A 21,962-nucleotide genomic window follows, 5' to 3' on the forward strand; every position below is an offset into this window, starting at 1 on the left:
TTCAACGCTGTGCGAAGTACATCTATACAGATCAGATTGGAAGTGGTTGTCATGACCAGGTTCGAGAACAAGGTAGCGATCGTCACCGGCGGCGGAAGCGGTATCGGCGCGGAAATCTCCCGGGAGCTTGCCGCCGAGGGTGCCTCGGTCGTGGTCACCGACATCAACCTCGAGGCCGCGCAGACCGTCGTCGATGAGATCATCGCGGCCGGCGGCACCGCCGCCGCGTTCACTCAGAACACCGCGAAGTGGGAAGACTCGGAAGCGGCCGTCCTGTTCGCCCAGGAGAAGTTCGGCGCCCTGCACCTGGCCGTGAACAACGCCGGCATCGGGGCCGCTCCGCAGAAGATCGGCGACTACGACATCGCCGCGTGGGACCGCGTGCGTGCGGTGGACCTCGACGGCGTCTTCTATGGACTCAAGTTCCAGCTCCCCGCCATCGTGGCCGCCGGCGGCGGCGCCGTGGTGAACATGGCCTCGGTGCTCGGCTCGGTCGGCATCGCCGAGAACGCTGCCTATGTCACCAGCAAGCACGCCCTGATCGGCCTCACCAAGGTCGCCGCGCTCGAGTACACGGCGGATGGCGTGCGCACGAACGCCGTCGGACCCGGCTTCATCGACACCCCGCTGGTGCGTTCGAGCCTGTCCCCCGAGGCCCTGACCGCGCTCGAGGCCCAGCACGCCTCCCGCCGCCTCGGCACCGACAAGGAGGTCGCCGCGCTCACCCTGTTCCTGCTCAGCGACGCCGCGTCGTTTATCTCCGGCAGCTACCACCTCGTCGACGGCGGCTACTCCGCGCAGTAGTCCCCGGCGCGAGTCCCCGTTGCGGACGAGTTGCCCCACCACGGCGGGGCAACTCGTTCGCACAGCGTCTATCGGTTGTCATAACCCGCGGCGCAGGATCAGGTTCATCATCACCTGGGACATGACCGGCTCACCGGCCTGGTTGTGCACCTCGATCCGAGTGCGCACGAGGCCCTGATCGGGCTTGGACGCCGACACCCGCGCCGACAGTACGGTGAACCGGGCCGAAAGCATGTCGCCAGAGCGCACCGGACGAAGCCAGCGCAGGTCGTCCACTCCCGGCGATCCCAGACTCGTTCGTTCATTCAGGTAGTTGTTCACCATGATCCGCATCATCACGGCAGTGGTATGCCAGCCGCTGGCGATGAGACCGCCGAACGGGCCGGCGAGCGCGGCGACGGGATCTACATGCATCAGGTGGGGATCGAACGCGGCGGCGAAGGCCACGATGCTCGCTTCGCTGACCTCGACCGTGCCGTATTCCACCACAACGCCGGGCTGATAGTCCTCGAAATAGCGGTCGGCAAGCGGTACGGCCAAGAAATCATCCATAGGCTGCCACTGTACGCACCGAGCCGAGTCCCGCGGTTCACGGCGTCGACCGCAATGAGGGCACCCCTGCCCATCGTGCCCGACGGCACCTCTGTCGTACCGTGAACCATGATCGTCTGGACCCGCTGGGGCATTCTCGTCTTCGTCTTCTTCGGCCTGTCGGTGGGGCTCGGATTCGCCCTCAAGGGCGTGTTCGCCCCTGCCGTCGGTTCGAACGAGCCGGCCACGAACACGTTCCTTGGCACCGGCTTCGTTCTCGGCGCAGCGGCCTTGTGGGCCTTCTCGACGTACGTGTTGCCGCGCCTCGACAGGGCCCGGCCGTCGTTCGTCTACCAGCAGCTGCCCGAACCCGCGCTCAACGAGCGTGGTGTGAAAGTCACCCACCGACCGGTGGCCGTGGTGAACCAGGAGACCGGCCAGCAGATCTGGACGCGTCCGTCATCGACATTCTTCTTCATCCCAATGCGCTTCTGGCCTTACCCGATCGCCGCGATCGGGGTCGTCAACCTGATCATCGGCATGATCGGACGGGGCTGAGCTAACCGCTCATCGGTTCCGCGAGGGTTACTCGGCGTCGATGGGGAGCAGGATGCCCTTCACTGTGGGATCGGTGGCCAGGAACTCCTGCACCGCCGGGTCCCTGAAAGCGGCGACGAGGTTCTTGATGTTCTCGGTGTCGGCGAAGTCGCTGCCGATGGTGAGCTGGCCGGCGAACTCGTCGGGCGCGGCCGGGGCGAAGATCTGCTGTTCGATCGGGATGCTCGCGGCCAGGTAGTACTCGGTGTAGCCGGCCGCGAGGTCGAGGTCGGGCAGGGCGCGGGACTGCGCCGCGAAATCGAGCAGCGTGAACGTCAGGTTCTTCGGGTTGGTGGCGATGTCGTCCTGGGTGGCGGTGCCGGCGGTGGTGCCGTCCTTCAACGTGATGAGTCCGGCCTCCTGCAGCAGCCACAGCCCTTGGGCCTCGTTGGCGGGATCGGAGTACAGCGACACGGTGCCGCCGTCGGGCACCTGGTCGACGCTGGTGTACTTGTCGCTCCACAGCCCGAAGCCCCAGCGGAACACCGGGGTGGCGGCGGTCTCCTTGAAGTCGGGGTTGGACTCGAGAACCTGGCTGAGCCAGAGCTTGTGCTGGTAGACCGTGCCGGCCACCTCGCCCTCGCTCACGGCGCGGTTGATGGTGTTGCTGTCGGAGAGGCCCTTGAACTTCACGGTGATGCCGTACTTGGGAGCCACCTCCTCTGCGACGAAGTTGACCAGCGCCTGCTCGGCGGCGTTGCCCTCGGCGGTGGCCACGATGAGGGTGGCACCCTCGGTGGCGTTGGCGGAGGTGGGCGGGTTCAGCAGCGGGACGGTGATCGCCGCGGCGGCGCCGACGACCACAACGGCGATACCGGCGACCCAGGGCCAGCGGCGGCGCTTCTTGAGAGCAAAGCCGTGCGGCTCGGCGGCGGGCGTAGAGGAGGTGGAAGTAGACATGGGGTTCCTTCGGAGTGGTCTGCGTGCTGTGCAGGGGTGCGGGGTGGGGAAAACGGGTGAGGAAAGCGCGGGCGGGTGCGGGAAGCGCGCGCAGGCGAGCGCCGGCCCACGGGGTGGCGCGGGTCAGCTGAGAGCGGGCGAGTCGGGCCGGTTGCTCAGAAAAAGTGCATCAGGCCGGACAGCTCGCCCCGGGCATTCGGTGCGGCGAGACGGCGGGCATCCGCGGCGTCACGGCAGCCGGCCGGGTCATACCAGGCTCGCTTCGCGGCGGGCGGCCCGCGGGGCGCGGGGCGCGGTGCGGGCGTGCGGGGTGGTCAGGCGTACCAGGCGGTCGCCGATCAGCTGCACCGACGCCACCGTGGCCACGAGGATCACGATCGTGGCGAGCATCACGGTGTTGTCGAAGCGCTGGTAGCCGTAGGTGACCGCGACGTAGCCGATGCCGCCGGCGCCGATGGTGCCGGCGATCGCGGAGTACTCGATCATGGCGATGGTGTTGATGGTGAGGCCGCCGATGATCGACGGCAGGGCCTCGCTGAGCTGGGCGGTGCGGATGATCTGCAGCGGCGAGGCCCCTGAGGCCTTGGCCACCCGCACCAGGGTGGGCGGCACGCCGCGCAGGGAGTTCTCCACGATGCGGGTGAAGAACGCGATTCCGGCGATCGACATGGGTACGACGGCTGCCATGATGCCGATGTTGGTGCCGGTGATGAACCGCGTGAACGGCACGATCGCGGCCATCAGGATGAGGAACGGCAGTGACCGGCCGATGCTCACGATCCAGCTGAGGGCGGTGTGCAGGGCGGGATTCTCGAACAGGCCGCCGGGAGCGAGGTTGTGCACCAGGGCGCCGAGCGGGATGCCGACGAGCACGACGATCGCCATGACGATGCCGACCATGATCAGGGTGTCGAGCAGCGCGGGGAAGACCAGCGCGGGGATCTCGGCCAGCGGCACGTTGTTGTTCAGGTGCACGCTGTTCAGGTGCACGGCAGCGTTCAGGATGCTCATGCGACCTGCTCCAGGAGCTCCGCCGGGCGAGACTCCCCGGCCGGCCCCGGGCGGGCGTCGAGCCCCAGGCTGCGAGCCACCGTGATGAGGTGCTCCCGGTCGGCGCCGGTGACGCCGATGCTGGCGTGCCCCACCGTGGCGCCGTCGACGGTCTCGATGGAGGCGCCGAGCAGCGACACTGTGGTGCCGAGCTGGTCGGCGAGCCGGGTGAGCCAGTCGGCCGGCACGTGCGCGGAGGTGTAGCTGACGAACCACTCGGTGGCGTCGGCGGCCGCGCTCTCGTGCGAGCGCGCCGGGCGCAGGGCCCGGCCGAGCCCCGACGCTGGATCGCGCAGCAGCTCGACGATGCGACCGCTCTCCACGATGCGGCCGTGGTCGAGGCGCGCGACGGAGTCGGCGACCTGCAGCACGGTGTCCATCTCGTGGGTGATGAAGAGGATGGACAGGCCCAGGTCGTCGCGGAGCTCCTTGAGCAACGCCACGATCGACCGGGTGGAGTCGGGGTCGAGGCCCGAGGTGGCTTCGTCGCTGAGCAGCACACTGGGGCGGAGGGCCAATGCGCGGGCGATGCCCACCCGCTGCCGTTGGCCGCCGGAGAGCTGGTGCGGGTAGTGCTCGGCCTTGTTCGAGAGCCCGACGCGGTCGAGCAGTTCGGCCACCCGGGCGCGGGTCTCCGCGGCGGTCACACCGAGGTACTCCAACGGCAGCGACACGTTCGCAGCGGCGGTGCGCCGCGAGTAGAGGCCATCCGACTGGAAGATGGTGCCAATGCGGCGGCGCGCCACCCGCAGCGCCTTCTCACTGAGCTGGGAGAGGTTCTCGCCGTTCACCAGCACCGACCCGCTGGTGGGCCGTTCGAGCAGGTTGACGCACTGTGCCAGGGTGCTCTTGCCGGCCCCGCTCGGGCCGACGACGGCGAAGATCTCGCCGGCGTCGACGCTGAAGTCGAGGCGGTCGAGCACCACGGTTTTCAGCGTCCCGTGGCCGTAGACCTTGGTCAGCTGTTCGAGGCTGATCATGCGGGGCTCCTGTCGAGCGGTTGGGTGGGCTGGCGGAAGGGACGGTCAGACGACGGGCACGCCGACGCGGTAGTTCGCGCCGCGGTGCTCGTCGGGGAGGCGGTCGCCGCGGCCGTGCAGCTTCTGCCGCAGCGTGCCCTCGGTGTACTCGGTGGGGTACACGCCGCGCTTCTGCAGCTCGGGCACCACCCAGGTGACCACGTCTTCAAAGGTGCCGGGCGTGATGGCGTAGGCCAGATTGAACCCGTCCACATCGGTCTCCTCGGCCCACTCCTCGAGCTGGTCGGCGATCTCGCTGCCGGAGCCGACGATGAACGGTCCGAGCCCGCCGATGGCGCCGGCCCGGGCGATGTCCCCCACCGTCCACTCGGAGCCGTCGTGGTTCGCGGCCTGGAAGTTGGCAACGGTGGACTGGATGGCGTTGCTCTTGACGTTGCCGATCGGCTCGTCGAGCGCGTAGCCGGAGAGGTCAACGCCCATCCAGCCGGACATGAAGACCAGGGCGCCTTCTTCGCTGGCGTAGCTGAGGTAGTCGTGGTACTTGGCCGCAGCCTTCTCGCTGGTCTCGTCGGTGATGATCGTGAGCAACGTGTAGATCTTGGCCGAGTAGCGGTCGCGACCGGCTGCTTCGAGGGCGTCGCGCAGCTTGGTGACGGTGTCCTTGAGCACGTGTTTGGTCGACGCGGCCACGAAGATCGCCTCGGCGTTGCCGGCGGCGAACGCGATGCCGCGGCTGGAGGCGCCGGCCTGGTAGATCACGGGCGAGCGCTGCGGCGAGGGCTCGGAGAGGTGGATGCCGGGCACCTGGAAGTGCTTGCCGGAGTGGCCGATGGAGTGCACCTTGCTCGGGTCGGTGAAGACACCGGTCTCGGTGTCGCGCACCACGGCGTCGTCTTCCCAGGAGCCTTCCCACAGCTTGTAGAGCACCTCGAGGTATTCGTCGGCGTAGTCGTAGCGGTCGTCGTGCTCGAGTTGGTCGTCTTGGCCCATGTTGCGCGCGGCGGAGGGCAGGTAGCCGGTCACGACGTTCCAGCCGACCCGGCCCTTGGTGAGGTGGTCGAGCGTGGACATGCGCCGGGCGAACGGGTACGGGTGCTCGTAGGCGGTGCCGGCGGTGACGCCGAACCCGAGGTGCTCGGTGACGTAGGCCATCGCGGGAATGACGAGGAGCGGGTCGGCGACGGGGATCTGCGCACCGTTGCGGATCGCCGCCTCGTTGGTACCGCCGTAGACGTCGTAGGTGCCCAGCACGTCGGCGAGGAAGATGCCGTCGAAGAGGCCCTTCTCGAGCAGCTTGGCGAGTTCGGTCCAGTAGGCGAGGTCGGTGTAGCTCTGCGACCTGTCGTCGGGGTGGCGCCACAGACCGGAGGACTGGTGGGCGACGCAGTTCATGTCGAAGGCATTGAAGCGGATCTGTCTGGGCATGCAACCTATGCTCACGTTTTCCGGCCGCGGGCACATCCCCTCATGAAACACGGCGTCACACACGCTGCGTCGAAGCATCTGCGTTCAACCACAGTTCGAGAGCCAACGGATGCAAGATCCTACGGAATCGAGCTGCAGGCACCCCCCTGCGGCACCTGCCTTTTTGCCCGGCCAGGTGCCATACTGGCCGAGAAATGTCTCGCCTGCGGTGCTGCGGGGAACCGCTTCACCGGCACGAGTCCGTGTACAGAAGAGGAACCAGATGACTTTCCATCCGCTCGACCCGCTCAGTTCCGCCGAGTTCACCCAGGCCGCCGCCATTCTCGCCCGGGAGCACGGAGTGGGCGAGGGCTGGCGCTTCGCCTCCATCGAACTCGTCGAACCCACCAAGGCCGCCGTGGCCGCGTTCGAGGCGACGGGGGTGACGCCCGAGCGGCGCGCGCGCCTCGTGGTGTTGAACCGCGCGGAGAACCGAACCTGGGTGGCCGTGGTCTCGCTGGACACCGATGCGCTTCTGGACTGGGCGGATGTTCCCGGCGTGCAGGCCAACTTCACGGTCGACGAGTGGGAGGAGGCGGATGCCGCACTGCGGGCGCATCCGGAGGTCGTGGCGGCCCTGGCCAAACGCGGCATCACCGACCTCACCAACGTCTTCATCGACACCTGGACCTACGGCGACGCCGTGATCCCCGAGGTCTACCGGGGGCTGCGGCTCGGCTGGGCGGATGTCTGGGTGCGCGCCCAGGCGGGGGCCAACCCCTACGCCGGACCGGTCAGCGGGCTGCACTTCGTGATCGATGTCAACACCATGAACCTGCTCGAGATCGAGGACACCTTCGCGGTTGATCCGCCGAACGGGATGGGCGAGTACGTGCCCCACCTGGTGCCCGAACGCATCCGCCAGGCGAGTACCCGGCCGAAGCTGTTGCCGCTGGACATCGTGCAACCCGAGGGTCCGAGCTTCACCGTGGACGGCAACCTGGTGCGCTGGCAGAACTGGTCGCTGCGGGTGGGCTTCAACTACCGCGAGGGCATGACGCTGCACCGGGTGTCCTACACGGATGCCGGCCGCGAGCGCACGGTCGCCAACCGGTTGTCGTTCGCCGAGATGGTGGTGCCGTACCGCGACCCGAGCGTCGACCACTTCCGCCGCACGGCGTTCGATATCGGCGAGTGGGGCCTGGGCTTCATGACCACCTCGCTTGAGCTCGGCTGCGACTGCCTGGGCGAGATCCGGTACCTCGACGCCGTGCTGCACAACAGCGCCGGAGAGCCGTACTCGATCCCCAACGCGTTCTGCATCCACGAGGAGGACAACGCGGTGCTGTGGAAGCACGTCGACCACGACGGCGGTGCCGAGGTGCGCCGGATGCGGCGGCTGGTGGTGTCCTTCCACGTGACGGTGGCCAACTACGAGTACCTCGTCTATTGGCGGTTCTACCAGGACGGCAACATCGAGTGCGAGGTGCGCGCCACCGGGATCATGGTGGTCACCCACCTCGAACCCGGCCAGCCGCATCCCCACGGCACCCTGGTCGACGAGCGCACCTATGCGCCGTTCCACCAGCACTTCATCGTGGCGCGGATGGACCTGGACATCGACGGCCCGGCCAACACGGTGTACCGCAGCGAGACCCGCGTCGAACCCATCGACGCCGGCAACCCGCTCGGGCTGGCGCTCACCCAGCAGAACACCCCGATCGAGACCGAGGGCTTCGACGACTTCGACTGGAACACCCAGCGGGCCTGGAAGGTGGTGAACGAGCAGACCCTGAACGGGCTCGGCACCCCGGTGTCGTACAAGCTCGTGCCGGGCGGCGCGATCCCCTCGTTCTTCCACCCCACGGCGCCCGCGCTGCTCCGCGCGCAGGTGATCGGCCACACGGTGTGGGTCACCCCCAACGATGAGAGCGAACGCTGGCCCTGCGGCGAGTTCGTCAACCAGAGCGGCGTCGACCACGGCCTGCCCGAGTGGATCACGGCGGGCCGGTCGGTGCGTGACACCGATGTGGTGCTCTGGTACACCTTCGGCATCCACCACATCACCCGGCCAGAGGAGTGGCCGGTGATGCCGGCCGACATCGTGTCGTTCTGGCTGAAGCCCGTGGGTTTCTTCGACCGCAACCCGTCGCTCGACGTGGAGCCGAGCCCGGCGCACTGCGCACCGGGAATGGAGCACGCCGGGCATGAGCACGGCGAACACGAGCACGCCGGGCACGAGCACGCCGAGCACGAGCACGGCGAGCACAAGCACGGCAGCCATGAGCCGGATGCGCCCGGCACCGAACCGAGGAGAACAGCGTGACCCGCACACCGAACTACGTGGTGGCCTACGAGGCCACCGCCCACGGCCGCGACGCCCTCGAGCTGGGCATCGCCATGGCCCGGCTCACCGCGGCGGAGTTGCGCATCTGCCTGGTGCTGCAACGGGTCACTGTCGCTCCGGCGAAGATCCACGCCGCGAGCAGCGACTACGAGGTGCTGCTGACCAATCAGGCACAGGAGTGGTTGGCAGAGGCCGCCGGCTGGGTTCCCGGTGACGTCACCGCGAGCACCCACCTACTCTGGGCGGACTCCACCTCGGAGGGCCTGATCCAGGCCGCCGACGACCTCGACTCCGACCGGATCGTGGTGGGCGCCGCCCGCGGCGGCATCCTGAACCGGTTCACCATCGGCAGTGTCGCGAACGCGCTGCTGCACGCCTCCCCGGTACCCGTCGCGCTCGCCCCCTACGGTTACCGCGCCCCCGCGCGGCTCAGCCGGATCACCTGCGCCATCGGCACCCGGCCCGGCTGGGAGGCGCTGCTGGACTCGCTCGTGTCATTCACCGAGAACCTCGACGTGAGCCTGCGGTTCGTCACCCTGGTGGAGGTGGACGCCAGCCGCGAGAAGCAGTCCCCGGCCGCGGCCGGCAGCACCGCTCACCTCGACGCCGTTCTGGCGTACTACGAACGGCACTCCCGCAGCCACGGCACCATCACCACCGAGGTCGGCACCGGCAAGAACGTGGAGGACGCCGTGGAGGCGCTGGACTGGCGCACCGACGAGATCGCCTTCGTGGGCTCCAGCCGGTTGGCGGCGCCGCGCACGATCTTCCTCGGCATCACCGCGCACCGCATGCTGCATGCCCTGCCGGTTCCGCTCGTCGTCGTTCCGACTGCGCTGCGCAGCTGACCCGAACCCCTTCGATCCGAACAAAGGACGAGACCATGGCCCAGTCATCCGCTTCGAATGCCACGCCCGCGGCGGCTCAGAGCGCCGGCGGTCTCTCCGCCAAGGGGCTCAGCGCCGGTTCGGTGGGTCTGCTCGGCGCCACCGTCATCGGCATCTCCTGCATTGCCCCGGCCTACACTCTCACGGCCTCGCTCGGCCCAACTGTCGCGGCGGTGGGCACCCAGATGCCGGGCATCTTCATGGTCGGGTTCATCCCGATGCTGCTCGTGGCGCTCGGCTACCGAGAGCTCAACAACGCCATGCCGGATGCCGGCACCTCCTTCACCTGGGCGACCCGCGCGTTCGGCCCCTGGCTGGGCTGGATGGGCGGCTGGGGCCTGATCGTGGCGACCGTGGTGGTGCTCTCCAACCTGGCCGGGGTGGCGGTGGACTTCTTCTACCTCATGCTCGCCCAGCTGTTCGGCAACCCGGGTCTGGCCGATCTGGCCGCGAACGTGTGGATCAACATCTTCACCTGTCTGGTCTTCATGGTGTTGGCCTGTTATGTCTCCTATCGCGGCATGGAGACCACCAAGATGGTGCAGTACGTGCTGGTGGCGTTCCAACTGATCGTGCTGATCTGGTTCAGCGTGGCCGCGTTGGTGCATTTCGCCGACGGCACCGCCTTCGACGCGCTCGGCTTCAGCGCCAGCTGGTTCAACCCGTTCCTCACCCCGTCGTTCTCGGCGTTCGCCGCCGGGGTGTCGCTGTCGATCTTCATCTACTGGGGCTGGGACGTGACCCTCACCATGAACGAGGAGACCAAGGACCCGGAGCGCACCCCTGGACGGGCGGCCACCCTCACGGTGGGCATCATCTTCGTGCTGTACATCCTGGTCTCGGTCTCGGCGCTGATGTTCTCCGGCGTCGGAACCGGCGAGCTGGGCCTCGGGAACGAGGACATCCAGGGCAACGTCTTCGCGGCGCTGGCCGGGCCGGTGATGGGCCCGTTCGCGATCCTGATGTCTCTGGCCGTGCTGTCCAGCTCGGCCGCGTCGCTGCAGTCCACCTTCGTGGGGCCGGCGCGCACCATGCTCTCGATGGGCCACTACCGGGCATTCCCCAAGCGCTTCGCGGCGATCAGCCCGCGGTTCAAGTCGCCGGGCTTCGCCACGGTGATCGCCGGGGTCGTGGCGTGGGCCTTCTACGCGGTGATGCGGGTGCTCAGCACCGATGTGCTCACCGACACCATCCTCACCCTGGGCATCATGATCTGCTTCTACTACGGCGTCACGGCGTTCGCCTGCGTCTGGTTCTTCCGTCGCGAGGTGTTCTCCAGCACCCGGGCATTCCTGCTCAAACTGCTTGCGCCGCTCATCGGCGGTGTCATTCTGGCCGTGATCTTCGCGACCACCCTGATCGACAGCACCAACCCCGAGTACGGCAGCGGCTCGGAGATCGGCGGCGTCGGCCTGGTCTTCATCCTGGCGATGGTCCTGTTCATCGCCGGTATCGTGCTGATGTTCATCATGCGGGCCGTCGACCCCGCGTTCTTCCAGGGCAAGACTCTCACCAAGGGCACCTCCCGCGACACCTAGTGTGGCCCGCCGGCAGCCTCGACCATGACGGCGGCCTGAATGCACTCTCAGGCGCAAAACCCATCCGGACAGCTTCTCGTCGTTTCGCTTTCACCTGAAGTTCGTACACTCCGAAGTGATCCGCCCCATGCGGGTCGACATGTCGAGCCTCCTCGGCTGGGAAAGCGACGTCCAGAATGTCCTACTTTGTAGAGCTTGTCGATCAACGGCTGATCACCCACCTCACCCCGGCTCGACGGGCCTGGTTGCGGAGCCCGCGCACGCTCCTCCTCGGCTTCCTCGGCCTGCACACGCTCTTCCTCTTCGCCCTGCTGCCCACGATCCTCACGGGTCGGGTACTCGGCGACCTCCCCCTGTACCGGGTCTGGGCGGAGCAGGCCCTGCGGAACGGGGTCTGGCAGGGCATCGACGTGGAATGGGTCTATCCCATCGGCGCGCTCGTGCCCGTGGTGCTGGCGGATGTCGCGGGCCCGCTGCTGTATCAACTGCTCTGGTTCCTGATGACGATGGCGCTCAACGCCACAGCCATCGGCATCCTCACCGACTGGGGCCGCAACCGCGGCGGCTACAAGGCGGCCTGGTTCTGGCTGGCCTTCAGCCTGGTGCTCAGCCCCGTGGGGCTGCTGCGGTTGGAGGGGCTCAGCGCCCCACTGGTGATCATGGGGCTGGTCCTGCTGGCCCGGCGCCCAGTGATCGCGGCGGCGCTGCTCACCGTTGCCACCTGGATCAAGGTCTGGCCTGCCGCGGTGTTCCTCGCTGTCGTGGCGGTCAGCCGCCGCCGGATCACCGTGATCGTCACGGGCGCCGCTCTCTCGGCGGGTATCGCCGTGGCCGTCTGGGCGGCGGGCGGGCTGCGGTACCTCACGGGATTCGTCACCATGCAGTCCGACCGAGCGCTGCAGCTCGAGGCACCCGTGACGACCCCGTGGGTGTGGCTGGCGGCCATGGGGCAGCACGGCACCACCATCTACCAGAACCATGCCATCGCCACCCGCGAGGTGAGCGGGCCCGGCACGACCCTCATGGCCGCGCTCATGACACCCGCGATGTTCCTGGTGATGGCGGCCATTTCCGTGCTCCTGCTGCTCGCTCTGCGACGTAGCCGCGACAACGCCCAGCTTGTACTGATGGGCGCACTGGCCCTGGTCAGCACGTTCGTGGTGCTCAACAAGGTGGGCTCTCCGCAATACATGCTCTGGATCGCGCCGGTCGTGGCTGTGGGTGTGGCGCACGACTGGGCCAGGTGGCGGGTTCCGGCCTACCTGATGCTCGGAATCGGTGGGCTGACCACGCTGATCTTCCCCATCTTCTACCTCCCGCTCGTGCACGGTGACGCGGGGGCCCTACTGCTGCTCACCCTGCGCAACGGGCTTCTCGTGGTGATGCTCGGCTGGTCGGTGCTGGGGCTGTGGCGGACGGCCAGGGCGGGCTCGCCCGCATCCGTTTCGGTGCGGCATACCGCCGCATCGCGCGGCCTGGCGGCCAACTGACACCCCCTCACGTGGGGTGGCCCGGCCGCGCACGGCAGAATAGGGGAGTGACTGCTACAACGACCTTCGCCCTCGTCCGCCACGGCCAGACCGATTGGAACGCCGCCGGGCGCATCCAGGGGGCAACTGACGTGCCCCTCAACGACGTGGGCCGGGGCCAGGCGACGGATGCCGTCGCACCGCTCTCCGACTACGCCTGGGACTTCGTCGTGTCGTCGCCGCTGTCGCGCGCCGCCGAGACCGCCGACATCATCGCGACCGATCTGGGCCTCGAGGTCACGCGCCACCTGCCCGGCCTGGTGGAGCGCAACTACGGTCCGGCCGAGGGACTCTCCGCTGGTCCGAAGCTCGAGGCCCTGCGGGTGGACGGCAGCTACGGCAGCTTCCGCGGGTCCGAGTCCGAGGTGAGCGTGGCGACCCGTGGGCTCGGCGCTCTCCTGCAGCTGGCCGAGGACTACCCGGGCGCCCGCATCATCGTGGTCTGCCACGGCACCCTGATTCGGCTGAGCCTGTCGGCCGCCCTCGAGGTGGAGATCCCCCCGATCCTGAACGCCGCGATCTCGGTGGTGCAGTTCAGCCCGGAGGCCGGCTGGACCGCGTCGGTGATCAACAACGAGGCGCTCGAAGACGACGCCCTGGACGCCGTCGCCGCCCTCTAAGCCCACACGCTGGTTGAGCCTGTGGAAACCAACTGACCTGCGTCGAGAAACCGGGTCAGCGGCGGGTGGAGACCGTCACGGTGAACTTCGTGTTGCGGGCCACCTGGTGGGTCGGCCCCACGAGGCGGGTGAGCGCCGGGCGGTAGCCGAGGTGCGTGTTCCACACCGTCCAGAGCTCCCCGCCGGGGCACAGCACCCGGGCGGCGTCCTCGAAGAGCTTGAGCGCGATGCCCGCGTGCACCGACGAGCCGATGTGGAACGGCGGGTTGAGCACGATCAGCTCGGCCGACGCATCCGGCTGGGCGTTCAGCGCGTCATCGCGCCGCACCCGCACCCGGTCGGCGACCCCGTTGGCCCGCATGGTGGCCGTGGCGGATGCGACGGCGGCGGCAGACTGGTCGGTCGCCAGCACCTGCAGCCCGGGCCGGCGCTGGGCGAGGGCCGCGGCGAGCACTCCGGTGCCGCAGCCGAGGTCGATCGCGGTGGTCGCATCCGGCTTCATCCGGTCGACGAAGTCGAGCAGGAACCGGGTGCCGATGTCAATGGTGGTGCCGGCGAACGCGGCGCCGTGCGCGCAGACGGTGAGGCCCAGGTCGGGGTGCACGACCGACCGGGGCCAGGTCTCCGCGGAGGCGTCGCCCTGGAGCGGCCGGCTGGCTACCAGCACCCGGGACTTCTGCCGGGCCGGGGTCACGGTGAGCTCGCCGAAGTGCCGGCGCACGACCTCGTTCATGGCCACGGTCATGTGCTTGATTCGGCCGCCGGCCACGAGGGTCACGTCCGGTGCGGCGAAACGGGCGATGGTGCCGGTCAGCTCATCGAGGGCGGCGAGGCTCCGCGGCAGCTGAAGCAGCACGAGACGGGCGCCGGTGAGAAGCTCAGCCCCGAGCGGCAGGTGCCGGTACGACCCGACGATGTCCACGAGCTCGGGCACCGAACCGGCCAGGTCGGCCGCGTTGAGATCGAGCGCCGTCTCGCCGGAGAGCGCGTCCTGATACACGCGGATGTCCGCCCAGGCGCCCACCCGGGCGGCGGCGGCGAGCGTCAACGCGCCGTAGTGGTCCTCGAGGACCACCACCTCGCCGGGCGCGGCCACGGCCAGCGCCGCGGCGGCCTCGTCGAGGATCAACCGGTCGCTGGCATCGACCGCGAAGAGGTTGGCGGCCTCCACGTCGGGCCGGCGGCGCAGGCTCTCGAACGGAAACTCAGGCATCCGCTCAGAATAGCCGTCCGGCGGCCGGGAACTCGCGCGGCTCGGGGAGGTCGGTGCGGCGTGGGACAATGAGAGACCCCTGTTCACCGAACCGTCACGGACACCGCACCTTATGGCCCACAACCTCAGCGATCTGCAGATCGCGCGCCTCGTCGGGCCACAGGCGTACTCGCGCGGGGTGCGCTACGCCAAGGAGGGCCGGGTCGAGGATCAGGTCTGGCAGCTGGGCGGAAGCCGTCTGCTGGGAACCGTGGGTGGTACTCAGGCGCGACCCTACGACGTGGTGGTCACCTTCCAGCAGGACGCAAGCGGCACCGTCGTACGCGCGTCCGGCACCTGCAGCTGCCCGATGGCCATCAACTGCAAACACGTCGTGGCCCTGCTCCTGGCCAGCCGGTCCAGCGCCGCCGACCTGGCCCGCGCGCCGCGTGCGGCGGATTCCCAGCGAAGCGTCACGGCCGCGCCCGCGACCTGGCAGAGCGCCCTGGCCCCGCTCACCCGGGCCCCGGAGGCCGAACCGAGTACGGGCACCGCCCTCGCGCTGCAATTCGAGTTGCTACCGCCGCCCCGGGCCACCCGGATCGCCGCCCCCGCCGTGTCGCTGGCCCGCCTGGGCGTGCGCCCGATGGTGCGCGGCAAGAAGGGCAAGTGGATCCGCGGCAACCTCACCTGGGACAACCTCGCCTACTCCCGCGGCATGCTCAACCGCACCCAGCTGCGCGTGCTCACGGCCCTGTTCGAGCTGTACTCCGCCGGCCAGCGCTACCATGTGGTCACCGACCCCTGGCTGCACCTGGACGGCTTCGCCAACCGGGCGCTCTGGGGGTTGCTCGGCGAAGCGCGCGAGGCCGGCATCCCGTTCATCGGCACCACCTCGGCCCAGCATGCGGTGACCGTGTCGACGGAGGCCGCCGAACTCGCCCTCGACATCAGCCGCGACGACGACGGCCTCACCCTCTCCCCCACCGTTTCCCTCGACGGCCGCGTGCTCGACCGGGCCGCGCTCGGCTACATCGGCGACCCGGCGCACGGCCTGTTCACCTGGACCACGCACGGCACCGAGGTGCGCCTCACCGTTGCGCCGCTGGCCCGCCAGCTCGGCCGGGACCTGCGGGTGCTCGCGTCGGCGCACGAACCCATCACCGTGCCGCCCGACGAAGAGAACGTCTTCCTGGCCGACTTCTACCCGTTCCTGCGCGGCCAGCTCACTCTCACCAGTACCGACGAGTCGTTCGACCTGCCCGACACCGCCCGGCCGGTGCTCGCACTGTCGATCAGCGCCCAGGCGGATGCGCGCATCACGCTGCACTGGGACTGGCACTACACGGGTGGACCCGGCACCGCAGGCCCGGCCGTCGCGCCGCTGCGCGGACCGGCCACCGAGGACGCCCCGGCCGGCTACCGGGACACCGCCGACGAGGGCCGCATCCTGCATGCCCTGAATGGCATATTCGCGGCGTTCCCCGCACACCTACCGTCGTTGTACGCGGCGAACCCGTCCGACACGGCCCAGATGCCCGACCCCGCCGGCTCCCCGGGCACCCTCCGCGCCGACGCCACGCTCGACGGCGCCCGCATGATCGAGTTCCTCGACACCGTGCTTCCAGTGCTGGAACAGGCCGACGACATCCTCGTGCAGTTCGTCGGTGACGCCCCGGAGTACCGGGAGGCCGCCGAGCCGCCCACGCTCACCTTCGCCACCACGGCGCGTGCCGAGAGCCGGGACTGGTTCGACCTGTCGGTGCGGGTCACGGTCGACGGCGAAGACGTGCCCTTCGACGAGGTCTTCCGTGCCCTGGCCACCGGGCAGGAGCTGATGATCCTCGCCGACGGCACCTACTTCAGCCTGGACCGGCCCGAGTTGCAGCAACTGCGCAACCTCATCGAGGAGGCGCGCGGCCTGCAAGACTCCCCGAACGACTCCCTGCGCATCAACCGCGCCCAGTCCGACCTCTGGGAAGAGCTGCAGGACCTCGGCAGCGCCGAGGCCGAAGCCGCCGCCTGGCGGGACACCCTCGCCGGACTCGCCGAGGGCGCCGAGATCGCGCACCGGGCACTGCCCGGCGCGGTCAACGCCTCGCTGCGGCCCTACCAGCAGACCGGTTACGACTGGCTCGGCTTCCTCTTCGACACCGGCCTGGGTGGCGTCCTCGCCGACGATATGGGACTCGGCAAGACCCTGCAGGCCATCGCTCTCATCGTCGATGCCCGGGAACGCCAGACCGACCGCAAACCGTTCCTCGTCGTGGCGCCCACCAGTGTTGTGCACAACTGGGCCACCGAGTGCGCCCGGTTCGCGCCCGGCCTCAACGTGGCGGCGATCACCGAGACCACGGCCAAACGCGGCGCCTCCCTCTCGCACGCCGTGGCCACGGCGGATGTCGTGATCACCTCGTACACGCTGTTCCGGCTTGACTTCGACGAGTACGACGCCGTCAGCTGGGCCGGGCTGCTGCTCGACGAGGCCCAGTTCGTGAAGAACCACAAGTCCCGCGCCCACCACTGCGCCAAGCGGTTGCAGGCCCCGTTCAAGCTCGCTATCACCGGCACCCCGCTCGAGAACAACCTGATGGAACTGTGGTCGCTGCTCTCGATCACCGCCCCGGGTCTGTTCCCCAGCGCCGCCCGGTTCGCCGAGTACTACCAACGGCCCATCGAGACCCAGGCCGACGGCGACCGGCTCAGCCAGCTGCGACGACGCATCCGCCCGTTCATGCTCCGCCGCACCAAGGACCAGGTGGCCAGCGACCTGCCGGCCAAGCAGGAGCAGGTGCTGCAGCTCGAACTGCACCCCCGGCACCGCAGGGTCTACCAGACCCACCTGCAGCGGGAGCGCCAGAAGGTGCTCGGCCTGCTCGGCGACCTCAACCAGAACCGGTTCGAGATCTTCCGGTCGATCACCATGCTGCGCCAGCTCAGCCTGGATGCCTCGCTCTACGACGACAAGTACGCCGACATCCCCTCGAGCAAGCTGGATGTGCTCATGGAGCTGCTCGAAGACGTGGTCGCCGAGGGGCACCGCACCCTGATCTTCAGCCAGTTCACCGGCTACCTCGCCAAGGTGCGCGCCCGCCTCGACGGCGCCGGGGTGAGCTACTCCTACCTCGACGGGCGCACCCGCAACCGGGCGGCGGCCATCGACGGGTTCAAGAACGGCGACACCTCGGTGTTCCTGATCAGCCTCAAGGCCGGCGGGTTCGGCCTCAACCTCACCGAGGCCGACTACTGCATCCTGCTCGACCCGTGGTGGAACCCGGCCGCCGAGGCGCAGGCCGTGGACCGCGCACACCGGATCGGGCAGACCAAGAACGTCATGGTGTACCGGCTGGTGGCCACCGACACCATCGAGGAGAAGGTGATGGCGCTCAAGGCCGTCAAGGCCAAACTCTTCGACAACGTGATGACCGACGGCGGCGGTGCCCAGGGCGCCGGCCAGGGGCTCACGGCGTCCGACATCCGCGAACTGCTCGAGTAAGCGGTGACCGACCTGTCCGCCGAACCGGCGGCGGACCGTGCCGACGAGGCCCGCGAGCGCGTGAAGCAGGCCGCTCAACGCGCCCACCGCAACCGGTCGGTGCGCGCCTCCGCGCGACTCGGCCTGTTGGCCAACGGCCTGGTGCACGCCCTCATCGGCGGCACCGCCCTGGGGGTCGCGAACGGCGGCACCGGCGAGGCCGACCAGCTCGGCGCCCTCACGGCCATCTCCACCGGGCCCGGCGGCATCGTGGTGCTCTGGCTGTCCACCATCGCCCTGTGGGGCCTGGCGCTCTGGCAGGGCACCAACGCCGCGTTCAGCGTCGCGCCCAACCGGCGGGTCCTGGTGTTCCGCCGCTCCCTCAACGTGGGCAAGGCGCTGGGCTTCGCGCTGCTCGGCCTGGTCACCTTCGCCGTGGCGCTCGGCGCGCGCACCGGAGGTAGCGAGGTGGTGCGGGAGGCCGATGCCGCCATTGTCGAGAGCCCCGTGGGCCTGTTCCTACTGCTCGTGGTGGGCACCACGGTGGGCATCATCGGCGGCGGACTGGTCTGGCGCGGTGTGCGGCGCAACTTCCGTGAGGAGCTGCGCTACCTCTGGGGTCCGACCAAGATTGTGGTGCTCACCCTCGGCGTCTTCGGGCACGTCGCCAAGGGCGTGGCGTTCCTCGTCACCGGCGCCTTGCTGGTGGCCGCGGCCGTGTTCGCCGACTCCCGCTGGGTGGGCGGGCTCGACGCCGGGTTGCGTTACCTGCTCACCCTGCAGTCCGGCCCGGTACTGCTGAACGTGGTGGCCGCCGGCCTCATCGCGTTCGGCCTCTACCTGGTGGCCAGGGCGGCGTTCCTCCGGCACTGACGTGCCCGCTCGACCCGCCAACCGGTGTAGCTCCTGCTCAGGCTGGGAGTTGGATGCGGACCGGGCCATCTGCTTCAATTTCGAAGTACTCTGTGGGCATGAACATTCGCGAGATCCCGCTCACCGCCGCCGACGGCTCCACCACGTCGCTGGCCGCGTACGCCGACAAGGTGGTGCTCGTCGTCAACGTGGCCTCCCGCTGCGGCCTCACCCCTCAGTACGAGACCCTCGAGCAGTTGCAGCGCACCTACGCCGACCAGGGCTTCACCGTCCTGGGCTTCCCGTGCAACCAGTTCGGCCTCGGTGAAACCGGCAGCGCCGAGAAGATCGAAGCGTTCTGCTCCACCACCTACGGCGTGACCTTTCCGTTGATGGAGAAGACGAAGGTGAACGGCGGCTCGCAGCATCCGCTCTACGCCGAGCTCACCCAGACGCCGGATGGCGCGGGCAAGGCCGGCAAGGTCAAGTGGAACTTCGAGAAGTTCGTTATCTCGCCCGCTGGCGCGGTCTCTCGCTTCCGCCCGACCACGCTGCCCGACTCCCCCGAGGTCATCGCCGCCATCGAGTCCGGCCTGGCCGAGCTCAACCCCGCCGCCTAACGGGTCCCCGAGCGGACATCTGCACCCGGCACACCGGGTGCAGATGTCCGCTTCGGCACCAGTTGGCGCCGCTGCCGGCAGCTCGCTACCAGCCCACCTCCACGCCGGGCACGGAGGTGATCTCGATGTCGAACCCCGGATACAATTCGGGTCGGATGCGGTCCTCCAGCCGCTTGATGGCCGCGGCATCCAACTCGGTGGAATCGGTGCCGGCGTCCGACCCGGGGTAGAGCTCAACCTCGACGGTGACCGTGAAGACATTCGCAGCGGCCATGAAGCTCTGCTTCCCGACCGCATCCTTGATGATCGCGCTCACCCTCTCGAGCTGCGGTTGGATGTTGACCTCGGTGAAGCCGACATTCTCGTGCAGGTCATAGGGGCGACCGGCGGCGTCCAGGATCGCCAGCGCCTCGGGAGGCGCCGTGCCCATGAAGCTGATGCCGAAGCCCTCATCGGTGATGTAGCCATAGGCGTAGTCGTCGGGAAACGTCGTGCGGACCGCGTCGACGGCACTGCCCCACGGGCCCTCCCTCTGGCCGATCTCCATTTCGTGCTCCACCGAGTAATCCCCCGCCCAGGCATCGCGGGGAGGAGGCTCCGGGACCGGGGTAGCGGAAACAACCGGTGTGGCGGAAGCTCCGGGTGTGGGGGCGTCGGCGGCGCCAGCTTCGGCCGAGGCCAGCAGCAGCGGCACTGCGACCACGGCGATCCCCACCACTCCCAGCACGAGGGCTGCCGTGATCAGCAGGTGCATCCGCGTCCTGCCTGCCATCCGAACCCCCATCGTCTGAAGCCGACGCTACTCCAGGATCGCCGAACATCGCTGGCCCCCGTTCCCTCCCCCGCACCATCGACCAACTGGTCCCGATGCGGACTTCTGCACCCGGCGCACCGGGTGCAGAAGTCCGCGCGGGGAACAGTTGCGCCAGAACCAACGGGGTTGAGCCTGTCGAAACCGGGACCCGCTCGACCCGCGAGAGACGGCGGGTCAGTCGGCGAAGGCCAGGGAGGCGCCGGCGTACGTGGCGGCCACGGTCGTGACCTCGGTGACGGCCTTGGGCGGGGCCGTGGGGCCGGCCGGAACGCTGTCGTAGCGGATCACCGGCTGGGCGCCAACGGGCTCGCCGGCGGTCCAGGCCGGCCAGGCGGGGTCTTCGCCGCCGATGAACGCCACCGCGGAACCGTGCACCTCGTCGGCCAGGCGCTGCGACGGCGCGGGGCCGGTGAGCACCTGGACCCGTGGGGCGTCGAGCGCGTCGAAGAAGAACGGCAGGTCGAGGCAGTGCAGCGCCCCGCCGAGCGTGGGCGAGCGCCAGGCGAACGCCCAGAGCCAGGTGGGGGCGGCCCCGGCTGCGGCCGAAGCGGCCCTCGCCTCGGCGACCCGCAGCATCACGCCGCGGATGGCGCGGTCGGAGGCGAACTGGCCGAGGAGGTCGGCGGTGCCGCGCTGGTCGTGCGCCGCGGTGTAGGCGCTCGCGGCCGTGGCGGGGACGCCGAGCCGGGCGAGCATCTCGGCGGCGTCCTCCCCGGCGAGCTCGTCGGTGAGGTCGTTCATGGCGAAGTTGAACTCGTGGTCGGTGCTGCCCAGCATCAGCGGCTTGTCGGCGCCGATCCCGGCGCGCACGGCATCGAGGGTGGCCAGCGGCACGAGGTCCCCGTCGATCACCGGCCCGAATGGCAGCCCGCCGACGAGGGTGTTCGCGATCTCGCCGAGCGGCCCGGCCGGGCTGCCGGCGGGCAACGCCGTGGCCAGTGGCTGCTGGGCCAGGATCTGGTGTTCGGTCAGCGCTCCGAGACCTGCCCGCGTCGGCGCCACCCCGGCCAGCTCGGCGACGCGCCGACCGGTCTGCTCGGCCCGGTCCGCGGTGAGATGGGTGGCCACCCCGGAGATGCTGATCGCCCGGGCGAACAGCGGCTGCGCCCGCGGCGAGCCGAGCAGGGTGAGCACCGCACCGCCGCCGGCGGACTGCCCCGCGATGGTGACCCGGGCCGGGTCGCCGCCGAAGAAGCGGATGTTGTCGCGCACCCACTCGAGCGCCAGCAGCCAGTCGAGCACGCCCCGGTTCAGCGGCGCATCCTCGATCCAGCCGAAGCCGTCGAAGCCGAGCCGGTACGACACGTTCACGGTGACCACACCGTGCCGGTTGAAACCCGCCCCGTCGTACCACGGGCTAGCGGCCGATCCGGAGGTGTAGCCGCCGCCGTGGATGTAGACCAGCACCGGCAGCCCGGCACCGGCCGGCGCAGGGGCCGGGTCGGGCGTGAACACGCTCACGTTCAGCGTGGACTCACCGGGGAAGCTGGGCTCGGGCACCAGGGTGGTGTCGCCGCCGTCGATGCGCTGCGGGGTGGCGCCGGGGCTGCCCGCATCCAGCACGCCCGACCACGGCGGATGCGGCACGGGAGCCGCGAAGCGCAGCTCGCCCACCGGCGCGGCCGCGTACGGGATACCGAGGAAGGCCGCGGAGCCGGGCCTCCGGCGGCCGCGGACGACCCCGGCTGTGGTGCTGACGTCGACGGTGTCCATCGGTGGCCTTCCTGCGGAGGAGTGGAGTGTGCTGTGCTGTGCTGTGCTGTGCTGTGCGAAGGCGACCAGATTACCCGAGGCAGGCACGCCATTCATGAGTAGGTCCCCG

18 protein-coding genes are annotated in these 21,962 nt (G+C 69.3%); 10 read left to right on the plus strand and 8 right to left on the minus strand.

What is annotated here, in order from left to right:
• The first annotated feature begins 51 nt into the window (after positions 1-51).
• Entirely contained in the window at positions 52-804 is a 753-nt protein-coding gene (locus tag KY500_RS15190; protein ID WP_219901253.1) for an SDR family NAD(P)-dependent oxidoreductase, read from the plus strand.
• Positions 805-882: 78 nt separating this feature from the next.
• Here KY500_RS15190 and KY500_RS15195 read toward each other — a convergent pair whose 3' ends face one another.
• Positions 883-1,356: a MaoC family dehydratase gene (locus KY500_RS15195; protein WP_219901254.1), complete on the minus strand. Its 474-nt coding sequence runs from the start codon at positions 1,354-1,356 to the stop codon at positions 883-885.
• A 108-nt stretch (positions 1,357-1,464) separates the two neighbouring features.
• Here KY500_RS15195 and KY500_RS15200 point away from each other — a divergent pair, with 108 nt between their 5' ends.
• Complete coding sequence (locus KY500_RS15200; RefSeq protein WP_219901255.1) at positions 1,465-1,893, plus strand: hypothetical protein; 429 nt, start codon at positions 1,465-1,467, stop codon at positions 1,891-1,893.
• Between the two features lie 27 nt (positions 1,894-1,920).
• Here KY500_RS15200 and KY500_RS15205 read toward each other — a convergent pair whose 3' ends face one another.
• The 4 genes from KY500_RS15205 to KY500_RS15220 form a co-directional block, all read right to left on the minus strand.
• On the minus strand, positions 1,921-2,832 hold the full coding sequence (locus KY500_RS15205) for a MetQ/NlpA family ABC transporter substrate-binding protein (RefSeq protein WP_219901256.1): 912 nt from the start codon (positions 2,830-2,832) through the stop codon (positions 1,921-1,923).
• A gap of 246 nt (positions 2,833-3,078) precedes the next feature.
• On the minus strand, positions 3,079-3,843 hold the full coding sequence (locus tag KY500_RS15210; RefSeq protein WP_219901257.1) for a methionine ABC transporter permease: 765 nt from the start codon (positions 3,841-3,843) through the stop codon (positions 3,079-3,081).
• Complete coding sequence (locus tag KY500_RS15215; RefSeq protein WP_219901258.1) at positions 3,840-4,862, minus strand: methionine ABC transporter ATP-binding protein; 1,023 nt, start codon at positions 4,860-4,862, stop codon at positions 3,840-3,842. Before KY500_RS15215 ends, KY500_RS15210 begins: the two co-directional genes overlap by 4 nt.
• 45 nt (positions 4,863-4,907) lie before the next feature.
• Entirely contained in the window at positions 4,908-6,287 is a 1,380-nt protein-coding gene (locus KY500_RS15220) for an LLM class flavin-dependent oxidoreductase (protein ID WP_219901259.1), read from the minus strand.
• 208 nt (positions 6,288-6,495) lie between these two features.
• Between KY500_RS15220 and KY500_RS15225 the strand changes: the two genes are divergently transcribed.
• The 5 genes from KY500_RS15225 to KY500_RS15245 all read left to right on the plus strand — a co-directional run bounded on the left by KY500_RS15225 (position 6,496) and on the right by KY500_RS15245 (position 13,187).
• Positions 6,496-8,592 (plus strand): primary-amine oxidase, encoded by a 2,097-nt coding sequence (locus KY500_RS15225; RefSeq protein ID WP_370626821.1) that lies wholly within the window; start codon positions 6,496-6,498, stop codon positions 8,590-8,592.
• On the plus strand, positions 8,589-9,461 hold the full coding sequence (locus KY500_RS15230) for a universal stress protein (RefSeq protein WP_255579412.1): 873 nt from the start codon (positions 8,589-8,591) through the stop codon (positions 9,459-9,461). Before KY500_RS15225 ends, KY500_RS15230 begins: the two co-directional genes overlap by 4 nt.
• Positions 9,462-9,496: 35 nt before the next feature.
• A complete protein-coding gene (locus tag KY500_RS15235) occupies positions 9,497-11,038 on the plus strand; it encodes an APC family permease (protein ID WP_219901261.1) in 1,542 nt (513 codons plus the stop codon).
• Positions 11,039-11,214: 176 nt separating this feature from the next.
• Complete coding sequence (locus tag KY500_RS15240; protein WP_219901262.1) at positions 11,215-12,528, plus strand: glycosyltransferase 87 family protein; 1,314 nt, start codon at positions 11,215-11,217, stop codon at positions 12,526-12,528.
• A 47-nt stretch (positions 12,529-12,575) separates the two neighbouring features.
• On the plus strand, positions 12,576-13,187 hold the full coding sequence (locus KY500_RS15245; RefSeq protein WP_219901263.1) for a histidine phosphatase family protein: 612 nt from the start codon (positions 12,576-12,578) through the stop codon (positions 13,185-13,187).
• Between the two features lie 55 nt (positions 13,188-13,242).
• Here the strand turns inward: KY500_RS15245 and KY500_RS15250 are convergent, their stop codons facing one another.
• Complete coding sequence (locus KY500_RS15250) at positions 13,243-14,400, minus strand: class I SAM-dependent methyltransferase (protein ID WP_219901264.1); 1,158 nt, start codon at positions 14,398-14,400, stop codon at positions 13,243-13,245.
• Between the two features lie 112 nt (positions 14,401-14,512).
• Between KY500_RS15250 and KY500_RS15255 the strand changes: the two genes are divergently transcribed.
• The 3 genes from KY500_RS15255 (at position 14,513) to KY500_RS15265 (ending at position 19,326) form a co-directional block, all read left to right on the plus strand.
• The gene (locus KY500_RS15255) at positions 14,513-17,875 is read left to right on the plus strand and encodes a DEAD/DEAH box helicase (protein ID WP_219901265.1); all 3,363 of its coding nucleotides are present in this window, start codon (positions 14,513-14,515) and stop codon (positions 17,873-17,875) included.
• Between the two features lie 3 nt (positions 17,876-17,878).
• Positions 17,879-18,727 (plus strand): DUF1206 domain-containing protein, encoded by an 849-nt coding sequence (locus KY500_RS15260; RefSeq protein ID WP_219901266.1) that lies wholly within the window; start codon positions 17,879-17,881, stop codon positions 18,725-18,727.
• A 98-nt stretch (positions 18,728-18,825) separates the two neighbouring features.
• Positions 18,826-19,326: a glutathione peroxidase gene (locus KY500_RS15265; protein WP_219901267.1), complete on the plus strand. Its 501-nt coding sequence runs from the start codon at positions 18,826-18,828 to the stop codon at positions 19,324-19,326.
• An 85-nt stretch (positions 19,327-19,411) separates the two neighbouring features.
• On the opposite strand, the gene KY500_RS15270 is transcribed toward KY500_RS15265, so the two are convergent.
• Positions 19,412-20,098 carry a hypothetical protein gene (locus KY500_RS15270; RefSeq protein ID WP_219901268.1) on the minus strand — a complete coding sequence of 229 codons (687 nt, stop codon included), beginning with the start codon at positions 20,096-20,098 and terminating at the stop codon, positions 19,412-19,414.
• Between the two features lie 216 nt (positions 20,099-20,314).
• Positions 20,315-21,853, minus strand: coding sequence for a carboxylesterase/lipase family protein (locus tag KY500_RS15275; protein WP_219901269.1), 1,539 nt, complete (start codon positions 21,851-21,853; stop codon positions 20,315-20,317).
• Positions 21,854-21,962: the final 109 nt, after the last annotated feature.

The sequence above is a fragment of the Cryobacterium sp. PAMC25264 genome, assembly GCF_019443325.1.
Lineage (GTDB): Bacteria > Actinomycetota > Actinomycetes > Actinomycetales > Microbacteriaceae > Cryobacterium.